Source organism: Pseudomonas sp. LF020 (genome assembly GCF_053456425.1).
Map to the genome: position 1 here is coordinate 495182 of NZ_JBRFIX010000002.1, position 16912 is coordinate 512093.

The 16912-nt window shown below is 59.5% G+C and carries 16 protein-coding genes; 6 read left to right on the forward strand and 10 right to left on the reverse strand.

The genetic code is table 11. From position 1 onward, the window contains the following. The first annotated feature begins 77 nt into the window (after positions 1 to 77). The 3 genes from ACU680_RS06225 (at position 78) to ACU680_RS06235 (ending at position 2381) form a co-directional block, all read left to right on the forward strand. Complete coding sequence (locus ACU680_RS06225) at positions 78 to 1052, forward strand: quinone oxidoreductase family protein (RefSeq protein ID WP_448178955.1); 975 nt, start codon at positions 78 to 80, stop codon at positions 1050 to 1052. Further along, complete coding sequence (locus tag ACU680_RS06230; RefSeq protein WP_448178956.1) at positions 1049 to 1987, forward strand: LysR family transcriptional regulator; 939 nt, start codon at positions 1049 to 1051, stop codon at positions 1985 to 1987. The genes ACU680_RS06225 and ACU680_RS06230 overlap by 4 nt, the downstream gene beginning before the upstream one ends. A gap of 151 nt (positions 1988 to 2138) precedes the next feature. Further along, positions 2139 to 2381, forward strand: a complete 243-nt coding sequence (locus tag ACU680_RS06235) for a hypothetical protein (RefSeq protein ID WP_007967139.1) — start codon at positions 2139 to 2141, stop codon at positions 2379 to 2381. Between the two features lie 50 nt (positions 2382 to 2431). On the opposite strand, the gene ACU680_RS06240 is transcribed toward ACU680_RS06235, so the two are convergent. Both ACU680_RS06240 and ACU680_RS06245 read right to left on the reverse strand, forming a co-directional pair. Next, complete coding sequence (locus ACU680_RS06240; protein WP_247841812.1) at positions 2432 to 3334, reverse strand: bestrophin family protein; 903 nt, start codon at positions 3332 to 3334, stop codon at positions 2432 to 2434. 164 nt (positions 3335 to 3498) lie between these two features. Further along, positions 3499 to 4788: a carbohydrate porin gene (locus ACU680_RS06245; protein WP_448178957.1), complete on the reverse strand. Its 1290-nt coding sequence runs from the start codon at positions 4786 to 4788 to the stop codon at positions 3499 to 3501. Here ACU680_RS06245 and ACU680_RS06250 point away from each other — a divergent pair. Then, on the forward strand, positions 4787 to 4909 hold the full coding sequence (locus ACU680_RS06250; RefSeq protein WP_448178958.1) for a hypothetical protein: 123 nt from the start codon (positions 4787 to 4789) through the stop codon (positions 4907 to 4909). The two genes, ACU680_RS06245 and ACU680_RS06250, sit on opposite strands and share 2 nt — an antisense overlap. Here the strand turns inward: ACU680_RS06250 and ACU680_RS06255 are convergent. From ACU680_RS06255 to ACU680_RS06285, 7 genes are all read right to left on the reverse strand, one after another. Continuing rightward, positions 4894 to 7299 (reverse strand): glucose/quinate/shikimate family membrane-bound PQQ-dependent dehydrogenase, encoded by a 2406-nt coding sequence (locus ACU680_RS06255; protein ID WP_448178959.1) that lies wholly within the window; start codon positions 7297 to 7299, stop codon positions 4894 to 4896. The two genes, ACU680_RS06250 and ACU680_RS06255, sit on opposite strands and share 16 nt — an antisense overlap. Before the next feature lie 205 nt (positions 7300 to 7504). After that, complete coding sequence (gene tspO, locus ACU680_RS06260) at positions 7505 to 7948, reverse strand: tryptophan-rich sensory protein TspO (protein ID WP_448179132.1); 444 nt, start codon at positions 7946 to 7948, stop codon at positions 7505 to 7507. Positions 7949 to 8007: 59 nt separating this feature from the next. Continuing rightward, a complete protein-coding gene (locus ACU680_RS06265; protein ID WP_448178960.1) occupies positions 8008 to 10197 on the reverse strand; it encodes an ATP-binding protein in 2190 nt (729 codons plus the stop codon). A 159-nt stretch (positions 10198 to 10356) separates the two neighbouring features. Further along, positions 10357 to 11895: a cryptochrome/photolyase family protein gene (locus tag ACU680_RS06270; protein ID WP_448178961.1), complete on the reverse strand. Its 1539-nt coding sequence runs from the start codon at positions 11893 to 11895 to the stop codon at positions 10357 to 10359. Continuing rightward, positions 11892 to 12434 carry a DUF3833 domain-containing protein gene (locus ACU680_RS06275; protein WP_448178962.1) on the reverse strand — a complete coding sequence of 181 codons (543 nt, stop codon included), beginning with the start codon at positions 12432 to 12434 and terminating at the stop codon, positions 11892 to 11894. The genes ACU680_RS06270 and ACU680_RS06275 overlap by 4 nt, the downstream gene beginning before the upstream one ends. A gap of 386 nt (positions 12435 to 12820) precedes the next feature. Further along, on the reverse strand, positions 12821 to 13945 hold the full coding sequence (locus ACU680_RS06280) for an alkene reductase (protein ID WP_448178963.1): 1125 nt from the start codon (positions 13943 to 13945) through the stop codon (positions 12821 to 12823). A 94-nt stretch (positions 13946 to 14039) separates the two neighbouring features. After that, positions 14040 to 14717 (reverse strand): type 1 glutamine amidotransferase domain-containing protein, encoded by a 678-nt coding sequence (locus tag ACU680_RS06285; protein ID WP_448178964.1) that lies wholly within the window; start codon positions 14715 to 14717, stop codon positions 14040 to 14042. A 196-nt stretch (positions 14718 to 14913) separates the two neighbouring features. Between ACU680_RS06285 and curR the strand changes: the two genes are divergently transcribed. Beyond that, a complete protein-coding gene (gene curR / locus ACU680_RS06290) occupies positions 14914 to 15498 on the forward strand; it encodes a TetR family transcriptional repressor CurR (RefSeq protein ID WP_367084536.1) in 585 nt (194 codons plus the stop codon). Positions 15499 to 15658: 160 nt separating this feature from the next. Continuing rightward, a complete protein-coding gene (locus ACU680_RS06295; RefSeq protein ID WP_007967156.1) occupies positions 15659 to 15907 on the forward strand; it encodes a CsbD family protein in 249 nt (82 codons plus the stop codon). A 132-nt stretch (positions 15908 to 16039) separates the two neighbouring features. On the opposite strand, the gene ACU680_RS06300 is transcribed toward ACU680_RS06295, so the two are convergent. Beyond that, the gene (locus tag ACU680_RS06300) at positions 16040 to 16699 is read right to left on the reverse strand and encodes a carbonic anhydrase (protein ID WP_007967157.1); all 660 of its coding nucleotides are present in this window, start codon (positions 16697 to 16699) and stop codon (positions 16040 to 16042) included. Positions 16700 to 16912 lie beyond the last annotated feature (213 nt).

Below are 16912 nucleotides of genomic sequence, written 5' to 3' on the forward strand. Positions count from 1 at the left end.
CGTCTTGTTCGTCGGCAAGTCAGTTCTCACACTAGCGGCATCTGTTTGGAAGACTTCTGACCTTAGAGGAAACGACCATGGTATCCGCTATCCGCTTTAATCAGTTCGGCGCGCCTGATGTGTTGAGTCTGGAAACGTTGAGCGAACAACTGCCCGGGCCAGGTGAGGTCTGGATTGAACAGGACGCCATCGGGGTCAACTTCCTCGATGTGACTCAACGCAAGGGTGCGGTGCCTGTTGCGCTGCCATCCGGACTCGGATTGGAGGGGGCCGGGCGAGTCGTCACCGTGGGTGAGGGCGTCAGCAATGTGCACGTTGGTGATAGGGTCGCTTATGCTACTGGGCCCATTGGCTCATATGCTTCGGCCCGACTTTATCCAGCCGAGCGACTGGTGAAGATACCCGACGCCTTGTCGTTCGATGATGCCGCAGCTGTCATGTTCAAAGGCATCACTGCGCAGTACCTGTTAAAAACCACCTATCCAGTGGCACAGGGCACCACAGTTCTCATCTATGGCGTGGCTGGAGGATTGGGGGAAATCATGGTGCCATGGGCCAAGCACTTGGGGGCGACAGTGATTGGTGTGGTTTCAAAACTGGCCAGCGTCGAAAAAGCGCTGAGATCCGGTTGTGATGAGGTGTTGGTATTCAATGCCGACAACCTGGCGTCTGAGGTCAGCCGTCTTACCCAGGGCAGAAAGGTTGACGTGGTCTACGACCCTATTGGTCGTGCGTCTTTCCAGGCGTCTTTGGATAGTCTCCGGCCACGCGGGCTGATGGTTTCGTTCGGGGCCTCGTCAGGTGCGCCCTCGGCTGTAGAACTGTCGACGCTCAATGCTAAAGGCTCGCTGTTCCTCACACGTCCTTCACTGGCAGCACATACTGCCAGTGCCTGTGAGTACCAGGAACGGGCGCAGGATGTGCTGGCCGCCATAGGCGCAGGTATTATCAAGCCCAGGATTTGGGCCAGCTACGCTCTGAAAGATGCATTGCAGGCGCATGCGGCATTGGAGTCGGGGCAGTCATCGGGGGCGATCATTCTAAAACCATGAATCTTGATGTTCTGAATAGTCAGCACAGTGACGAAATCGCTGCGTTTCTGGCCGTTGCCTCCCAAGGCTCGTTTGTCGCTGCAGGTCGGCTCCTGCAGCGACACCCAACCGTCGTATCGAAACGACTGGCCGCCATGGAAAAGCGCCTCGGTGTGCGTCTCGTCGAGCGTTCAACCCGTCAGGTTCGAATTACGCCAGTAGGTGCCAAGCTTGAGCAGCATCTGCGCTCGGCCATCAACCTGATGAATGAAGCGCAACAGCAGGCGACGCAAGGTGCCAGCGAAGTTCGAGGAACGTTGCGGCTTGCACTGCCGGCAGCCATGGGACGGCGCTGGCTTGGTCCGATGTTGCCGGAGTTTCTCAAGGAACATCCGCACGTTTCGATCCTCGCAGACTATAGCGAACGCCTGGTCGACATCATCGACGAAGGATTCGACGCTGCGATCCGAATCGGAGAACTGGAAGACAACCGACTAATCGCCAAACGGTTAAGTGACCACCGCCGGATCCTCGGCGCTTCGCCCGCTTACATAGGAAAGCATGGCATGCCCGACCATCCACACGATCTGATCAAGCACAATTGCCTTCGCTTTAGTGGCCTTGCGTCTTTTCCGCAATGGAGGCTTTTTCGCGGCAGCGAGTTGCAAACAGTCGCGCCAAAAGGAAACCTCACGGCCAACGACAGCGAATCGTTACTTGCCGCCGCTTGCGCTGATTCAGGGATACTCGGCGCCGGCGAATGGCTGATGCGCCATGACATTGCTGCAGGAAAATTGCTTCACGTTCTTCCGGACTGGCAACTCGACACCGCTGGTGGGGTTTACCTGGTCAGGCCGTCAGCCAAGTTTCCCAGCGCCGTGGTAATAGCTTTCAAACAGTGGATCGAGTCAAAGTTTACCCCTGCGCCTCCATGGGCTATTTGCCGGCCTGATTGAAATCAACTTCAAAAATTGCTGGCCTCTTGGTTAAACGCTCTCCAACTCTAAATAATCTGAACCCCGCCCGAACGCCCACGCCTAACGATCAGCTTGTGATCAATCGCACAGGCTCGGTGCCAATACCGGCACATTCCGAGAGGTGGTCAACGTGGCTAAAGACGAGAAGAAAAGCAAAAAAGACGATGCTTCGAAAGCCAGCAAGGACTTGAAAGACAAAAAGTCCTCGCCGGAAAAGAAATCAGCGGCAGCTTCGGCGCTTTCCAAGTCCTCCGACAAGAAAGACAAGAAGAAAGACGCCGAACCGAAAAAGTCTGCAAAAAAAGCCGATAGCAAGCCGGAAAAGGCCAAGGATTCAAAGAAGGCTGACAAGCCGGCGAAAAAGAAGAAGTAATACCTGCGACTCGCCAGGGCTTTACGCCCTGGCGTCCCTCAAATCGATCTTCAAGCCGTTTCTTCAACCCTGCGCGCATCCCCCAACGAATCACGCTGCATCGACTGCAGGTTTTTCTCGATGGTTTCGCACAGGGCTTCCATCTGGATCTGGTGTTCGCTGTGACGAAACGGGCTTTGCAGGTCAGTGCCGATGCGTTCGATCGCCAGCAGCATGAAGCCCACCACCGTCGAGGCCAGCGGCGTGAACCAACCCAGCGATTCCACCAGCCCCACCGGCACAATCAGGCAGAACAGCGAGATAAACAGGCGCGGAAAATACACATAGGGGTAGGGCAGCGGTGTGTTGGCAATTCGCTCCATCCCGCCCTGGCTGTTGGACAGCTCGACCATCGTCGATTCCAGCCGTGCCAGCCGAATGCTGTCGAGGCGCCCGGCCTTGTATTCCCGGGCCAGCAACGCCGCGGAACCGGTGAGGATGTCGTTGGCAAAGTTGTTGGTGGTGCCGCTGCGGGCGAACTCATCCGCCGGGATGAACGCGCGGACTTCTTCCGGGCAAGGCTGACCCTGCAGATGCGCGGCGAGGCAATTGACGTAGGCCACATGACGGCGCAACAGCGTCGCTTTCACCGGGTTCACTTCGTTATCGGGATCATCCAGCAGCGTCAGCACCTGCCGGGCGAAGCTGCGCGAGCTGTTGATCATCATGCCCCAAAGGGTGCGCGCTTCCCACCAACGGTTGTAGGCGCTGCTGTTGCGGAAACTGATCAACACCACCAGCGCTGAACCGAGCAGCGTAAGCGGCATCAGCGGCAGGTTGATCTTGGCGTTGAGGAACAACATGAAGTCGACGGTGACGGCGATGTCCCAGAGCAACAGCCAGAACAGCGACCAGCCCACGTAGCCCATGGTCTTGATGATCAGACGGTATTTTTTGACGATGGCAGCTTTCAAACGGAAACCTCGTGGCGAGCGGTAAGCGTTAACGCCCTAGCTCGGACGCAGGTTTGGGGGTAAAGGTTCGGTGTCGAGTGAGCATCTTGGTTACGACAATTTTCAGGCAATAAAAAACCCGGTCATTACGCCGGGTTTTTTATTGCCTGCAGTTCTGCCAGAAGTCAGAGCGAGGCTTTCACCTGCAAACCAAACACCAACGCATTGTCGATGTCCTGCCCGGAAAAAGCGCCCGGCTCGATGATGTATTGCAGGTTCGGGCGCAGTGTCAGCCAAGGCGTGGCCTGATAACCGTAGCCAAGTTCGATCAACTGCTCGCCACTGTCCAGATTCGGAAACTGCGTGCCGTTGGCCATGGCGGCGTCCTGCTGCAAGTCGCGGCTGCGCGGATTAGGCACGGCGCGGCCGTAGCCCAGGGCGACGGTGTCACGCGGGCGACCTTCGAACGGCTTGTATAGCACCAGACCGGTGCCGTACCACTTGCTGAATGGCGAAGCCGCTTCGCTGGCCGCCGAGTATTGGCCGAACGCATGCAGGCTGCGGCCCTCGGAGGTTGGCGAACTCCACACCGCCTGATCGATCAGCGAGTAATGACCGCCGCGACCGGAGACTTCCTTGTCGCTGCCAATGCGTTTCACGTCGGAGCTGTCGTAGTAGTAACCGAGCTTGTATTCGCCGGGCAATTGGCCCGCGTGCTTGTACACCAGCTCGATCGGCACCACGGTGCCGGTGGTGTGTTTCGGGCCCAGATGCCAGGCGCGGCTGGAGTTGCCGTTGCTTTCCGGGTCGACATTGAACGCCGCCACGCGCAGTTGCCAGGACGGCGACAAGTCGTATTTCACCCGCACCCCCAGGTGCGCGTTGGGGTAGTTGGTCCAGCCGCTGCCGCCGGACATGTTCAGCGGATGGCCGCAGAAACCGGCGTTCATGAAGTTGCACAGAATGCCGCTGTCGAGGCCGCCGAGGTCGTTGCCCATGGCCATGTAACCCAGCTTCACGTTGAGCGCTGGGGTGAACAGGCTGCGCTCGTAACTCAGTTCGGTCAGGCGGGTGTAGAGGCCGCCGTAGTTTTCCTGGATCGGCAGACGGTTGCCAACCAGATCCTCCGAAGCGCTGTTGCCACGGCGGTCGTTGATGGTCAGTTGCACCTTGCCGGCGTTCTCCACGCCATACAACTTGCTCAGGTCGAACTGCGCGCCGAGCTTGATGTTCTGCGAGTAACGGCCGGAGCGGTGCAGGCCGCCATCGGCGTTGTAAGCCATTTCGCCGGTGTAATCGCCGGTGAACTTGATGCCGTCCTGGTCCATCTGCTGGCGCAGACCGCCCCAGTCACCGGTCAGGGTGTTGCGGGTCAACAGGTTTGAATCGGTATCGGCGAAGGCGGGCAGGGTGGCGCTGCAGGTCAGGCCCAACAGCACGCCGTTGACCCAGCCGTTACGAGTAAAACCAAACATGGAGATCTTCCTGCTCAAAGCGGTAGCGATATCGGAAAGCGGCGCGGCACCCTCAGGTGCCGCGCGCAAAAAGAAAGCGCCCGCGTTCAACACGGACGCTGCGGTTTACGGCAAGGCGTAAGCCATCACGTAGTCACCGCGATCGGTCGACTGACGCGCACCACCAGCGGTGATGACGATGTACTGCTTGCCGGTCTTCGGCGAAACGAAAGTCATAGGGCCGCCCTGACTGCCGACCGGCAGACGCGCTTTCCAGATTTCTTCGCCATTGGCGCTGTTGAAGGCGCGCAGGTAGAAGTCCTGGGTACCGGCGATGAAGATCAGGCCTCCCTGGGTCGACAGAGTGCCGCCGAGGGTCGGCAGACCGATCTTGATCGGCAGGTGCATGCGGATGCCCAGTGGACCGGTGTCTTCAACGGTGCCGACCGGAACCTGCCACGCGACTTTCTGGGTCTTCATGTCGATCGCGGTCAGGGTGCCGAACGGCGGAGCCTGGCAAGGAATGCCGGCCACCGACAGGAAGCGGTTTTTGTTCACCGCGTAAGGCGTGCCTTTGAGCGGTACCGCGCCCATGCCGGTGTTCAACGCTTCGCCACCGGACGACGCTTGAGCCTTGTTCTGCGACGGGATCATCTGAATCCACAGACCCAGGCGCATGTCGTTGACGAAGATGAAGCCGTGCACCGGGTCAGTGGAGATGCTGCCCCAGTTCATGCCGCCCAGCGAACCCGGGAAACTCAGCGATTTGTCGGTACCCGGCGCGGTGTACAGGCCGTCGTAACGCATCGATTTGAAATCGATCCGGCACAGCAACTGGTCGTACGGGGTCGCGCCCCACATGTCCGATTCAGTCAGGTGCTGGGCACCGATCTGCGGCATGCCCACCGATTTTGGCTGGGTTGGCGAGTACGGTTCGTTCGGGATGTTCGCGGCTTTGACCGGGACTTCTTTAACCTCGGTCAACGGTTTGCCGGTGGCACGATCGAGCACGTAGATCTGCCCGGCCTTGGTGCCGATGACCAGCGCCGGAACGGTTTTGCCGTCCTTGGTGAAGTCGATCAGGCTCGGCTGCATTGGCAGGTCGAAGTCCCAGAGATCGTTGTGCACGGTCTGGAACACCCAGCGTTCATCACCGGTGGTGGCGTCCAGCGCGAGGATCGAGGCGCCGTAGGTGTGATCGAGTTTGCTGCGCTCGACACCATAGATGTCGGTGGACGAGCTGCCCATCGGCAGGAACACGGTGTTGGTCGCCGGATCGTAGGACATCGGCGCCCAGCTGTTCGGCGTGCTGCGCACATACGTGCTGCCGTCGGCCGGTGCCTGTTTGTCCTGCGGATTGCCCGGATCGAAGGCCCAGCGCATGGCGCCGGTGATCACGTCAAAACCACGGATCACGCCACCCGGCATGTCGGTCTGTACGTTATCGGCCACGCGACCGCCAACCACCACGGTGGTACCGGCCATCAACGGCGCGGAGGAGAGCTGGTAGTAACTGTCCGGCACATCGCCGAGACCGGCCTTCAGATCGACCTGACCATTGTTGCCGAAACCCTGGCAGAACTCGCCGGTGTCGGCATCGACCGCGATCAGGCGGGCGTCGATGGTGTTGGTCAGCAGACGGCGCTGGCAATTGGCGGCTGGGGCCGGCTTGGCTTCGATGATGCTCGAGTTGCTTGGCTGAGCGATGGCCTTGGTGGCATCGAAATAGGCCATGCCACGGCAACGCTGCCAGACTTTCGACTGAGCGTTGATCGCGTTCTTCCACAGCTCTTTGCCGGTGTCGGCATCCAGCGCGATCAGGTTGTTGTGCGGGGTGCAGATGAACACTTTGTTGCCGATCTGCAGCGGGGTGAGCTGGTCTTCGGCACCGTTGCCATCGCTCTCGGCGACGTCACCGGTGTGGTAGGTCCACGCCACTTTCAGCTTGTCGACGTTGTTGCGGTTGATCTGGTCCAGCGCAGCAAAGCGGCTGCCGCCTTCGGTATTGCCGTAGTGCGCCCAGTCCTTCTGTGCTTTCTCAGGCTCCACCGGAGTCAGCCCCGGGCCAGTGCCGGTGGCGGCAACGGTCGGGTGCGCGACGAACATGTTTCCGGCAGCCATAGCCAGTGCCACGGCCAGCACCGCAGCAACGCCATAAGCACCGCGACCCGGCACGCCACCATTGGCGCGTTTGAGCAGCGGGTAGACCAGCGTCACCGCCAGACCCACGGCGCTGAACATGAACAGACGCGAGAACACCGGCCAGAACACCAGCCCGGCATCGCTCACCGCCCAGATCGCTGTCCCCAACAGAAACGCCGCGAACAGCCAGGCGCCGGCCGTCTTGTAGCGAGCGATCAGCAGACCGGAAACGGCCATCACCAGACCGCCCACGAGGAAGTACCACGACCCTCCCAGGCTGACCAGCTTCACTCCGCCAGCCGCAAGTGCCAGGCCGAGCAGGGCGATGATCACCCCCAGCCCGACCAGAATGAATTTTGATATGCCCGAGAGGCGTTGACTCTGCTTCACGTTGAATGTCCCGTTGAAATGAGGCGTGCATTATATAGATAGGTAACTACCTAGTTAAATCACTAATTCAGTAATGAACTGTTGTTCATTGCGAAATCCCCGTCCTGAGCGGGGACCTGCGCTTTCAAGGGGCTGGAAGATATTTTGTGTGCCTGTAAATAAGCCTTTCTGTCAGAAAAAATGCGAGTTATGACAGCTGTCGCCATCAGCCGCGGTTATTGCGCAGAATCGAGAAATTCAACGCCGCCGCCACACATAGCCAGGCCAGATACGGAAACAGGATCAACCCGGTGATCAAATCCAGACGCAACGCCAAGAACACCATCGCCGCGACCACCAGCCACAGCACCACAAGGATCATCATGGCAGCGGCCACCTGATGCGCGCCGAAGAACACCGGCGTCCACAACGTGTTCAAGGCAATTTGCGCGGCCCACAGCGCCAGAACCGTCTGACTGCCAGGAATCAGGCTCAAGCGATAACCGGCCCAGGCCAGCAACAGATAGATGATGGTCCAGGCCACCGGAAACGCCCAATTGGGTGGGGTAAAACCGGGTTTGTTCAGCGCTTCGTACCATGGCCCTGGTTTGAAAATCACCCCGGTAGTCGCTGCAGCGCCGCACGCGATCAGAAAAATCAGAAACGTCACCATTTATCACTCCTTGGCCGCAGCCACTTTCTCTGGGATTACAGCGCCGCAACGGTCGCTCATTCGGATTTCATCGCCAGCAGGTCGCTGACCCGCGCCACCAGCGTGTCGACGGCAAACGGCTTGGTCAGCACCTGCATGTCCGGGCCAAGCTGACCGGCACCAATCACCGCGTTTTCCGCGTACCCGGTGATGAACAGGGTCTTCAGGTTCTGGCGGATTTCCCGGCCGGCATCGGCCAGTTGCCGACCGTTCATGCCACCCGGCAAGCCGACGTCGGTGATCAGCAAGTCGATGTGAATGTCCGAGCGCAACATCTTCAGTCCGACCACACTGTCAGCGGCCTCTATCAAGGTGTAGCCGAGATCGCCGAGCACGTCAGTCAGCAGCGCCCGCACCGTAGGCTCGTCGTCCACCACCAGAATAGTCTCGCCAGCCTTGGGCAAGGCGGCCGGCGTGTTGTCCTTGTGATCCTGATTCGGCACGGGCTCGCCGTGGTAGCGAGGCAGGTAAATGCACATCTCCGTGCCTTGGCCGACCTGCGAATGCACGCGCACCTGGCCGCCGGACTGTTTGGCGAAACCATAGATCATCGACAACCCCAGCCCCGTGCCCTGGCCCAACGGTTTGGTGGTGAAGAACGGATCGAAGGCCTTGGCGATGACATCGGCGGTCATCCCGGTGCCGGTATCGGTCACGCACAGGCACAGGTATTCGCCCTCGGGCATGTCCAGGGTGCGCGCCGTCTCGCAGTCCAGCGTGCGGTTGGCTGTCTCGATGGTGATGCGCCCGCCGTCCGGCATCGCGTCGCGCGCGTTGATGCACAGGTTAAGCAGCGCGTTCTCCAACTGGCTGGCATCCACCAGCGTTGGCCACAGCCCCGGCGCGCCGAGGGTTTCCAGAACGATGCTGGGGCCGACCGTACGCTGGATCAGTTCGGTCATGCCGGTCATCAGCGTGTTGACATCGGTGGGGCGCGGATCGAGGGTCTGGCGTCTGGAAAACGCCAGCAGGCGGTGGGTCAGGGCGGCGGCGCGCTTGACCGCGCCCTGGGCGGTCACCATGTACTTGTCGACCTCATTCAGCCGGCCCTGGCTGATGCGCGCGCCCATCAACTCCAGCGCGCCGGAAATGCCCGCCAGCAAATTGTTGAAGTCATGCGCCAGGCCCCCAGTCAGTTGGCCGACGGCCTCCATTTTCTGCGACTGGCGCAGTTTCTCTTCGGCCTGCATCAGCTCTGAAGTGCGCGATGACACGCGCTGCTCCAGCGTATCGTTGAGCGCGCGCAACGCGGCGATGGCGCGGTCGCGCTCAGCTTCGACATTGCGCCGTTCCTCGACATCGATCAGCACGCCGGGAAAGCGCAGCGGCGTTCCATCATCGGCACACTCAACACGGCCGTTGGCCTCGATCCACTGATATTTGCCGTCTGTGCGGCGCACACGGTACTGGTGGGAGTAGGCGCCACCACGGCCGATGGCTTCGTTGATCGCGGTGGTCAGTCCATCCTGGTCTTCGGGATGCACAGTCACCATGACTTGTTCGAGGCTGAGCCCTTCGCGGCCCAGCGCCGGGTCGAGATCAAACACCCGGGCGAACGCTTCGTCCACGGCAAAACGGTCGGTGAGCAGGTCCCAGTGCCAGGTGCCGATGATCGCACCGGCGGCGAGCGCCAGTTGCACACGCTCGACGTTCTCCCGAGCCAGCGCTTCACTGGCACGCAAACGCTCCTCGGCGTCGCGCCGCTGGGTGACGTCGTTGAACAGGATCGCAATCTGCCGGTCGGCCGGATCGCCGACTCGCACCGCGCGCACGTCGAACCAGCGTTCGAAGGTGTTGGCGTAGCTCTCGAAGTTCGCCGGTTCACCGCTCTTGGCCACGTGGCCGTAGGTTTCAAACCAGAAGCTTTCCAGATTGGGCGCGAACTCGGTCACCCACTTGCCGCGCAAGTTGACCCCGCACTGGTGTTCGAACGCCGGGTTGGCTTCGACGAAGTAGTAATCGACGGGTTTATCCTCGGCGTCGAATTTGACCTTGACGATGGCGAACGCCGATTCGATGGTTTCCAGAATGGTGATGAAGCGTGCCTCGCTGCGGGCGAGCGCATCCCGACTGGCTTGCAGTTGCGCCGCCATGTCGCGATCGAGGTCAACGACCTGTGTGTCGACCTGAGTGCTGTGAAGCGCCGCGCGCAATCGCCTTACCTCTGACTCAAGCGCTTCGCGACTAAGGTGTTCAAGGGTATCCATGTGACCTGCTTTATTGAATGTTCAGGGGCTGGCTTCATAGAGCGCGTAGGCACAACGCGAGCAGTGAACGTCGCGCTCGCGGGGGACTCGAGCGCCGATCATCCGTTGACCGGGCGCGTTGTGCTTAAGTTTCACCACCCGCGCAAGCGAGCGCTCATTTCAGATCGATTCGCCGTTATCCAGGCGCGCCAACAGGTTCTCCCCGCGTTGCCACAGCGCCTCCTGCTTGGCTGGCGGCATGCGGTCGAGGTTCTTGTACATCATTGCCATGCGCTGATTGCCGCGCAGTTGTTCACCGTGGCGCATCAGAAAATGCCAGTACAACGCATTGAACGGGCAGGCATTGTCCGCGGTACTTTCGCTGACCTTGTAGGCGCACCCACGGCAGTAATCGGACATGCGATTGATGTATTGGCCACTGGCGCAATAAGGTTTGGAACCGAGGTAACCGCCATCGGCATGCATGACCATGCCCAAAGTGTTGGGCAGCTCGACCCAGTCGAAGGCGTCCATGTAGATCGCGAGGTACCACTCACAGATCTGACTCGGCGCGATGCCGGCGAGCAGGGCAAAATTGCCGGTGACCATCAGCCGCTGGATGTGATGCGCGTAGGCGTGCTGCAGACTCTGGCCGATGGCCTGGCGCATGCAGTTCATCTGCGTCGCACCGGTCCAGTAGAATTCGGGCAGTGGCCGGTCGTTGCCGAATACATTGCCCAGTGCGTAGTCCGGCATTTTCAGCCAGTACACGCCGCGCACATATTCCCGCCAGCCGATCAGTTGCCGAATGAAGCCTTCGGCGGCATTCAGGGCAATCCTGCCGGCCCAATAGGCCGACTCGACGTCGCTGCACAACTGGCGCAAATCCAGCAGGCCAATATTGAGCGCGGCGCTGATACGCGCATGAAACAGGAACGGTTCGTCACTGGCCATGGCGTCCTGATAGTCGCCGAAGCCTGCGAGGCCATAATCGAGAAAGTATTCCCACAGCGCCTGCGCGTCGGCGTGGGTGACCGGGTAGTTGAAGTCGTCGAGTGCACCGTAATGCTGACTGAAACGCGCCTTCACCAGCGCGAGTACATCATGGGTAATGGCGTCGTTGCTGAAGCGAACCGGGTAGGGGGCTTTCACGCCTTTGGGCAGGGACTTGCGGTTCTCTGCATCGAAATTCCACGCGCCGCCCACTGGCGTGCCGTCGCCATTGAGCAGCAGGCGACTCTTGCGGCGCATCTCGCGATAGAAGAACTCCATGCGCAACTGCTTTTTGCCGGCGGCCCAGTCAGAGAATTCGGCACGACTGCATAGAAAGCGCGTGTCGGCGTGCCAGTAAACGGGCAAACCACAGTCCTTGATCGATTGCTCCAGACGCCAGTCCCCGCACTCGGTGACGTGCACTTCCTCGGCCTGCAACCGCTGTTGCCAGCGCTGTAATTCCCCCGGCACCGAGCCGCTGTTGTGCGGATCATCCAGGGCCACGTATTCGACACGAACGCCCCGGTCTCGCAGTGCCTGGGCGAAATGGCGCATGGCGCTGAAGATCAGGGCAATCTTTTGCGGGTGGTGCGGCACATGGCTGGCTTCTTCCATGACCTCGACCAGCAGCACAGTGTCGCGTTCGCTATTGAGCATCTGCAATGAAGCCAGATCGAAGGACAACTGATCGCCCAGCACCAGGCACAAACGGCGAGTAACGTTCATTCAGTGTGACCGGCGTCAACGCGACGGAAGAACAAGCTCACCTGGCCGACTTCAACACCGAGTTTGGACATGCTGGTGCGGTTGATCAGCGTGTCCTCGTCCATCTGGTACATCCAGTCGTCCATGCTCATTTCATAGGTCGAGCCATCAACCGGAAGATTCAGGCGATAACGCCAGTGCAGCGCATTGCCGGCGACCTGGCCTGTGGCGACCCCCACCACATCACCCGCACGCCCGCTCCAGCGCCCCTGGCCCTCGGGCGTCAGGGTCCAGACGCGGCGTTGGCGCGTGCCGTCGCTGTACAGGAAGCGCTCATCGAGAATCAGGTTACTGCCTTCGCGGTGGCTGACGATGTTGACCTCGAAGCGCTTGACCACTTCCCCTGAGCGTTTTTGAAACATCCCCCAGGCTTTCACGGGTTTGCTGAAAAAGCGCTGCAGGTCCAGCGCCGGTTGCTGATCGGCATAGTGGCTGACATCCACGCTGCCACAGCTCGCTACGCCGAGTGTCAGCGCCAGTAACAGCAGAAATCGGGTCATGGCCTTACTCCCTGAATGCACTCGTGCTGAAGTGAATTAGCTGCTTGTACGGCGTAAAGTGTCTGTACAGGTTTATGACGCTTGTATGAGAGCAAAACCTAAAGTCTGTGCAGCAAGTCATTGACGCTGAATACAGCTTGAATGCTGCCGACAGCAAGCCATGCGATTTTCGCCCCGACCTGAGCATTGACAATAAGTTGTACGCGTATTGATGTGTTGTATAGGTATTATTCAAGATAGGCTGAAAAAAACCACCTGACAATGAGTCGGCAATCTTTTTAGTGCAGATGCGAAAATCTCGCAGCGCAGCGCGCGAGGTTGCGGGTGTGGCGGAGGAGAAGGGGAAGCGCTCCCGGTGAGTGGGAGCGCTGTGCGAATTCGCGGAATTATTCGCTGTAGGTCGGGTAATCCACATAGCCTTCGGCATTGCCGCCGTAGACCGTTGCGGGATTCAGTGGACTGAGTGGCCAGTCATTGGCGATGCGCGCCGGCAGGTCCGGGTTGGCCATGAATGGTCGACCGAAAGCCACCAGATCAGCCAGTCCCGATTCAAGCAATTGCGCGCCGGATTCAGCGTTGTAACGCCCGGCGTAGATGATCGCGCCACTGAAGGTTTCGCGCACTGCACGGCGAAACGTTGGCGGCATCGCGGGCGCGTCGTCCCAGTCCGCTTCAGCGATGGACAGGTAGGCGATGCCCACATCCTCAAGCACTTTGATCGCTTCGATGTAAGTGGTGTGCGGGTCCTCTTCGACCATGCCCAGATAGGTGCGCGCTTCCTCGGTGGTGGTGAACAGCGGCGCGAAACGCACGCCTACTTTCTCTTTACCGATGCACTCGGCTACACCCGACACCACTTCGCGCAGAAAACGCAGGCGATTGTGCAGCGAGCCACCGTACTGATCGGTGCGCACATTGCTGTGGGCAGAAATGAACTGGTTTACCAGATAGCCATTGGCGCAGTGCAGTTCGATTCCGTCGAAGCCGGCGTCCATCGCATTGCGCGCCGCCTGTATATAGAGCTGAACCAGTTCCTGGACCTCATCGGTGCTCAGCGCTCGCGGCGCGGATGGCGTAACCAGCTCGCCGGCGCCCGGCGCAGTTTCGATGAACACGCTGACCCGCTCGGTGGCGATGGCAGAAGCGGATACGGGGGCCGCGCCATCGGGTTGCAGCGCGGTGTGGGACACACGACCGACGTGCCAGAGCTGGGCGAATATCACGCCGCCCTTTGCATGAACCGCTTCGGTGACTGTGCGCCATCCGGCAATTTGTTCCGGGGTGTGAATGCCGGGAGTCCAGGCGTAGCCCTGACCGCGAGGCTCGATCTGCGTGCCTTCGGTGACCAGCAGACCGGCACCGGCGCGTTGCTGGTAGTACTCGGCCATCAGTGCGTTGGCGACATTGCCCGGTTGCGTGCTGCGCTGGCGGGTGAGGGGCGGCAGGACGATACGGTTCTTCAGGGTGTGCAGGCCCAGGTTGACGGGGGTGAAGTAAGGGCTGTTTTTCATGTGATTCCTGTTTTGGTCTTATTAGACCAGTCGACTAGTGATTCGGTAAAAAAACACCGTGCGGGATGCGCACGGTGTCTGGACGCTGGAGGGCTCAGGCCAAAAGCTTCAGCAGTTTTTCGGCGACGGCTGCCGAGCTGGAAGGGTTTTGACCCGTCACCAGTTGGCCATCGGTCACCACGTGAACCTGCCAGTCAGCGACCTTGGAGTAGCGGCCGCCGAGACGCTGGAATTCGTCTTCGATCAGGAACGGCACGACATCGGTCAGGCCTACAGCGGCTTCTTCAGCGTTTGTGAAACCGGTGACGTCCCGGCCTTGAATCAACGGTTTGCCATCGGCAGCCACCACGTGACGCAGAACGCCCGGCGCATGGCAGACGAAACCGTGAGGTTTGTTGCTGCGGTCGAAGGCTTCGATCAACGCGATCGAGTGCTTGTCTTCGGCCAGATCCCACAGCGGGCCATGGCCACCGGGATAGAACACGGCATCGAAATCCTCGGCGCTGACGTCCGCCAGACGCCCGGTATTGGCCAGCGCCTGCTGAGCGGCAGGATCCTGGCGGAAGCGGTCGGTTTCAGCGGTTTGCGCATCGGGCTCATCGCTTTTCGGATCGAGCGGTGGCTGACCGCCGGCCGGCGATACCAGAGTGATCTGCGCGCCGGCATCCTTGAAGGCGTAGTAGGGGGCCGCGAACTCTTCGAGCCAGAAGCCGGTTTTCTTGCCGGTGTTGCCAAGCTGATCGTGGGAAGTCAGAACCATCAAGATTTTCATAGAGCGCCCTGTATTGGTCTGGTGTCCTCGACGGGTTCGTCTGCGACACCTCGGAAGGAGTGACGGGCACAGAATAGATTTGTATTAGACCGGTCGTCTAGTAAATTTTTACGCCGGTGTTTCCGAGCCATCACTGTGGCAAACTCCTGCTCATCAGAAATATACGACTGGTCTAATGTTTGGTATTTTGCGCCCCATGAAACCGACCTACGACGATACCCGCCAACACCTGCTCGACACCGGCCACCGCATGATGGCCGAAAAGGGCTTCACCAGCGTTGGCCTGAGCGAGATCCTGCAGACCGCCGGTGTGCCCAAGGGCTCGTTCTATCACTACTTCAAATCCAAGGAACTCTACGGCCAGGCGCTGCTGGAGGATTACTTTGTCGGCTACCTGGCGGACATGGAGCGGCGCCTGACTCTGCCTGGGCTCAGTGCCTATGAGCGGCTGATGGATTACTGGCAGGGCTGGCAGAACCGCTGCACCCTGGAAGGCCATGGTGATGAATGCCTGGTGGTGAAGTTGAGCGCGGAAGTCGCTGACCTTTCCGAGTCGATGCGCCTGACCTTGCGCGACGGCGCCGAGCGCATCGTTGCGCGGATCACGACATGCCTGGAAGAAGGGCAGTTGGATAACAGCGTACCGAAGACCGACGCTCGGCAACTGGCAGAAACCCTTTACCAACTCTGGTTGGGCGCCAGTTTGTTGAACAAACTGCAGCGCACGGGGCAGTCGTTGCAGACGTCGATGGTGATGACCAAACAGCTTTTGCAAAGCTGAGGACACCCACCGGCTTGGCTACTGTTCATCCTCGGCGTCTTCTTGATTTCTTGATTCCTGGCCTCTGGCTTTGTCATTTGATGGAACTCCACCTCACAGCCACCAGTCAATTTTTCTGTCGAGACTCAGAGCTTCCCACTTGAAAGAAGGTTTATGAATCATGAAGAGTGAACAGGTAGAAGGTGTAGCGGAAAAGTTGGCTGGCAAGGCGCAGAGCGCGGTCGGGAAATTGATGGGTGATTCGAAGATGGAAGCCGAAGGTGCTGGACATCAAGCAGCTGGACAGCTGACTAAAACCTACGGCGATGCGCTGGATAACGTGTCGACCTTCGTTAAAGAAAAACCGATCGCTGCAATCGCGATAGGTGCTGCGGCATTGATCCTGATAAACCGAATTTTCCGTCGCTGAGTGAGTGGCCAGTTTTTCAGCAGACGTTGAAAAACTGGAAAATTGAATTAAAGGAAAGGGCCCCTCGGGGCCCTTTGTTTTAACCGGTCTTTCATGGACGTTATGGATTTAACGACCGATCGCTCGTCGCCATCACATCTGTCTGCCGTTACGCGCTGCGATCGCAACGGTGGTCGGCGAATCAGCCAGCGAAACGAATTTGCGTGTCGCGCCATCCAGAGCATCAATGCATCCCGCCTCGATGTCGTAGACCCAGCCGTGCAGATTCATCCGCCCCTGTTCAAGCGCCAGGGCCACCGATGGATGAGTCCGCAGATTCGCCAGCTGCGCGATCACGTTTTCACGCACAAGACCATCCAGCTTGGCGCGGGGCGTGTCGAACTCATGCGCTGCGTTGATCGCTTTCGCGGCGTCCGAGTGACGTAGCCAGTTAGCCACCGCCGGAAGATGATCCAGGCACGTGCAGCGTGAAATCGCGCCCATCGCCCCGCAGTCCGAGTGGCCGCAGATCACGATGTCCTGTACGCCAAGCACGGCGACCGCATATTCGACGGTGGCCGAGACGCCACCCGGTTCAGGGCCGTAAGACGGCACAATGTTGCCGGCGTTACGAATCACGAACAGTTCGCCCGGTTCGCGTTGCGTAAGGAGTTCCGGCACCACACGGCTGTCCGAGCAGGTGACGAACAACGCCTTCGGATTCTGTTCTGTCGCGAGCTGCTTGAACAGCTCGACGCGTTGCGGATAAACCTCGCGCTGAAAGCGCAGAAAGCCGTCAATAATGTCCTGCATGAAGTCCTCCAAACCCGAAAAGCAGATGTGGGCACGAGCACTCGATATGCCTTCGCGCCGCTGTGGTCGGCATTATTGCAGACGTCGCAGGTGTTGGCTGTACTCGATGTCCGGAACATCAAGCTCATGACAGCGGGCGGCCGGGGTGAGGGCAGGGCCATGCCATTGGAAATGACAATTCAGCCATTGGAATGCCAGGAATGCGGTTAGAGT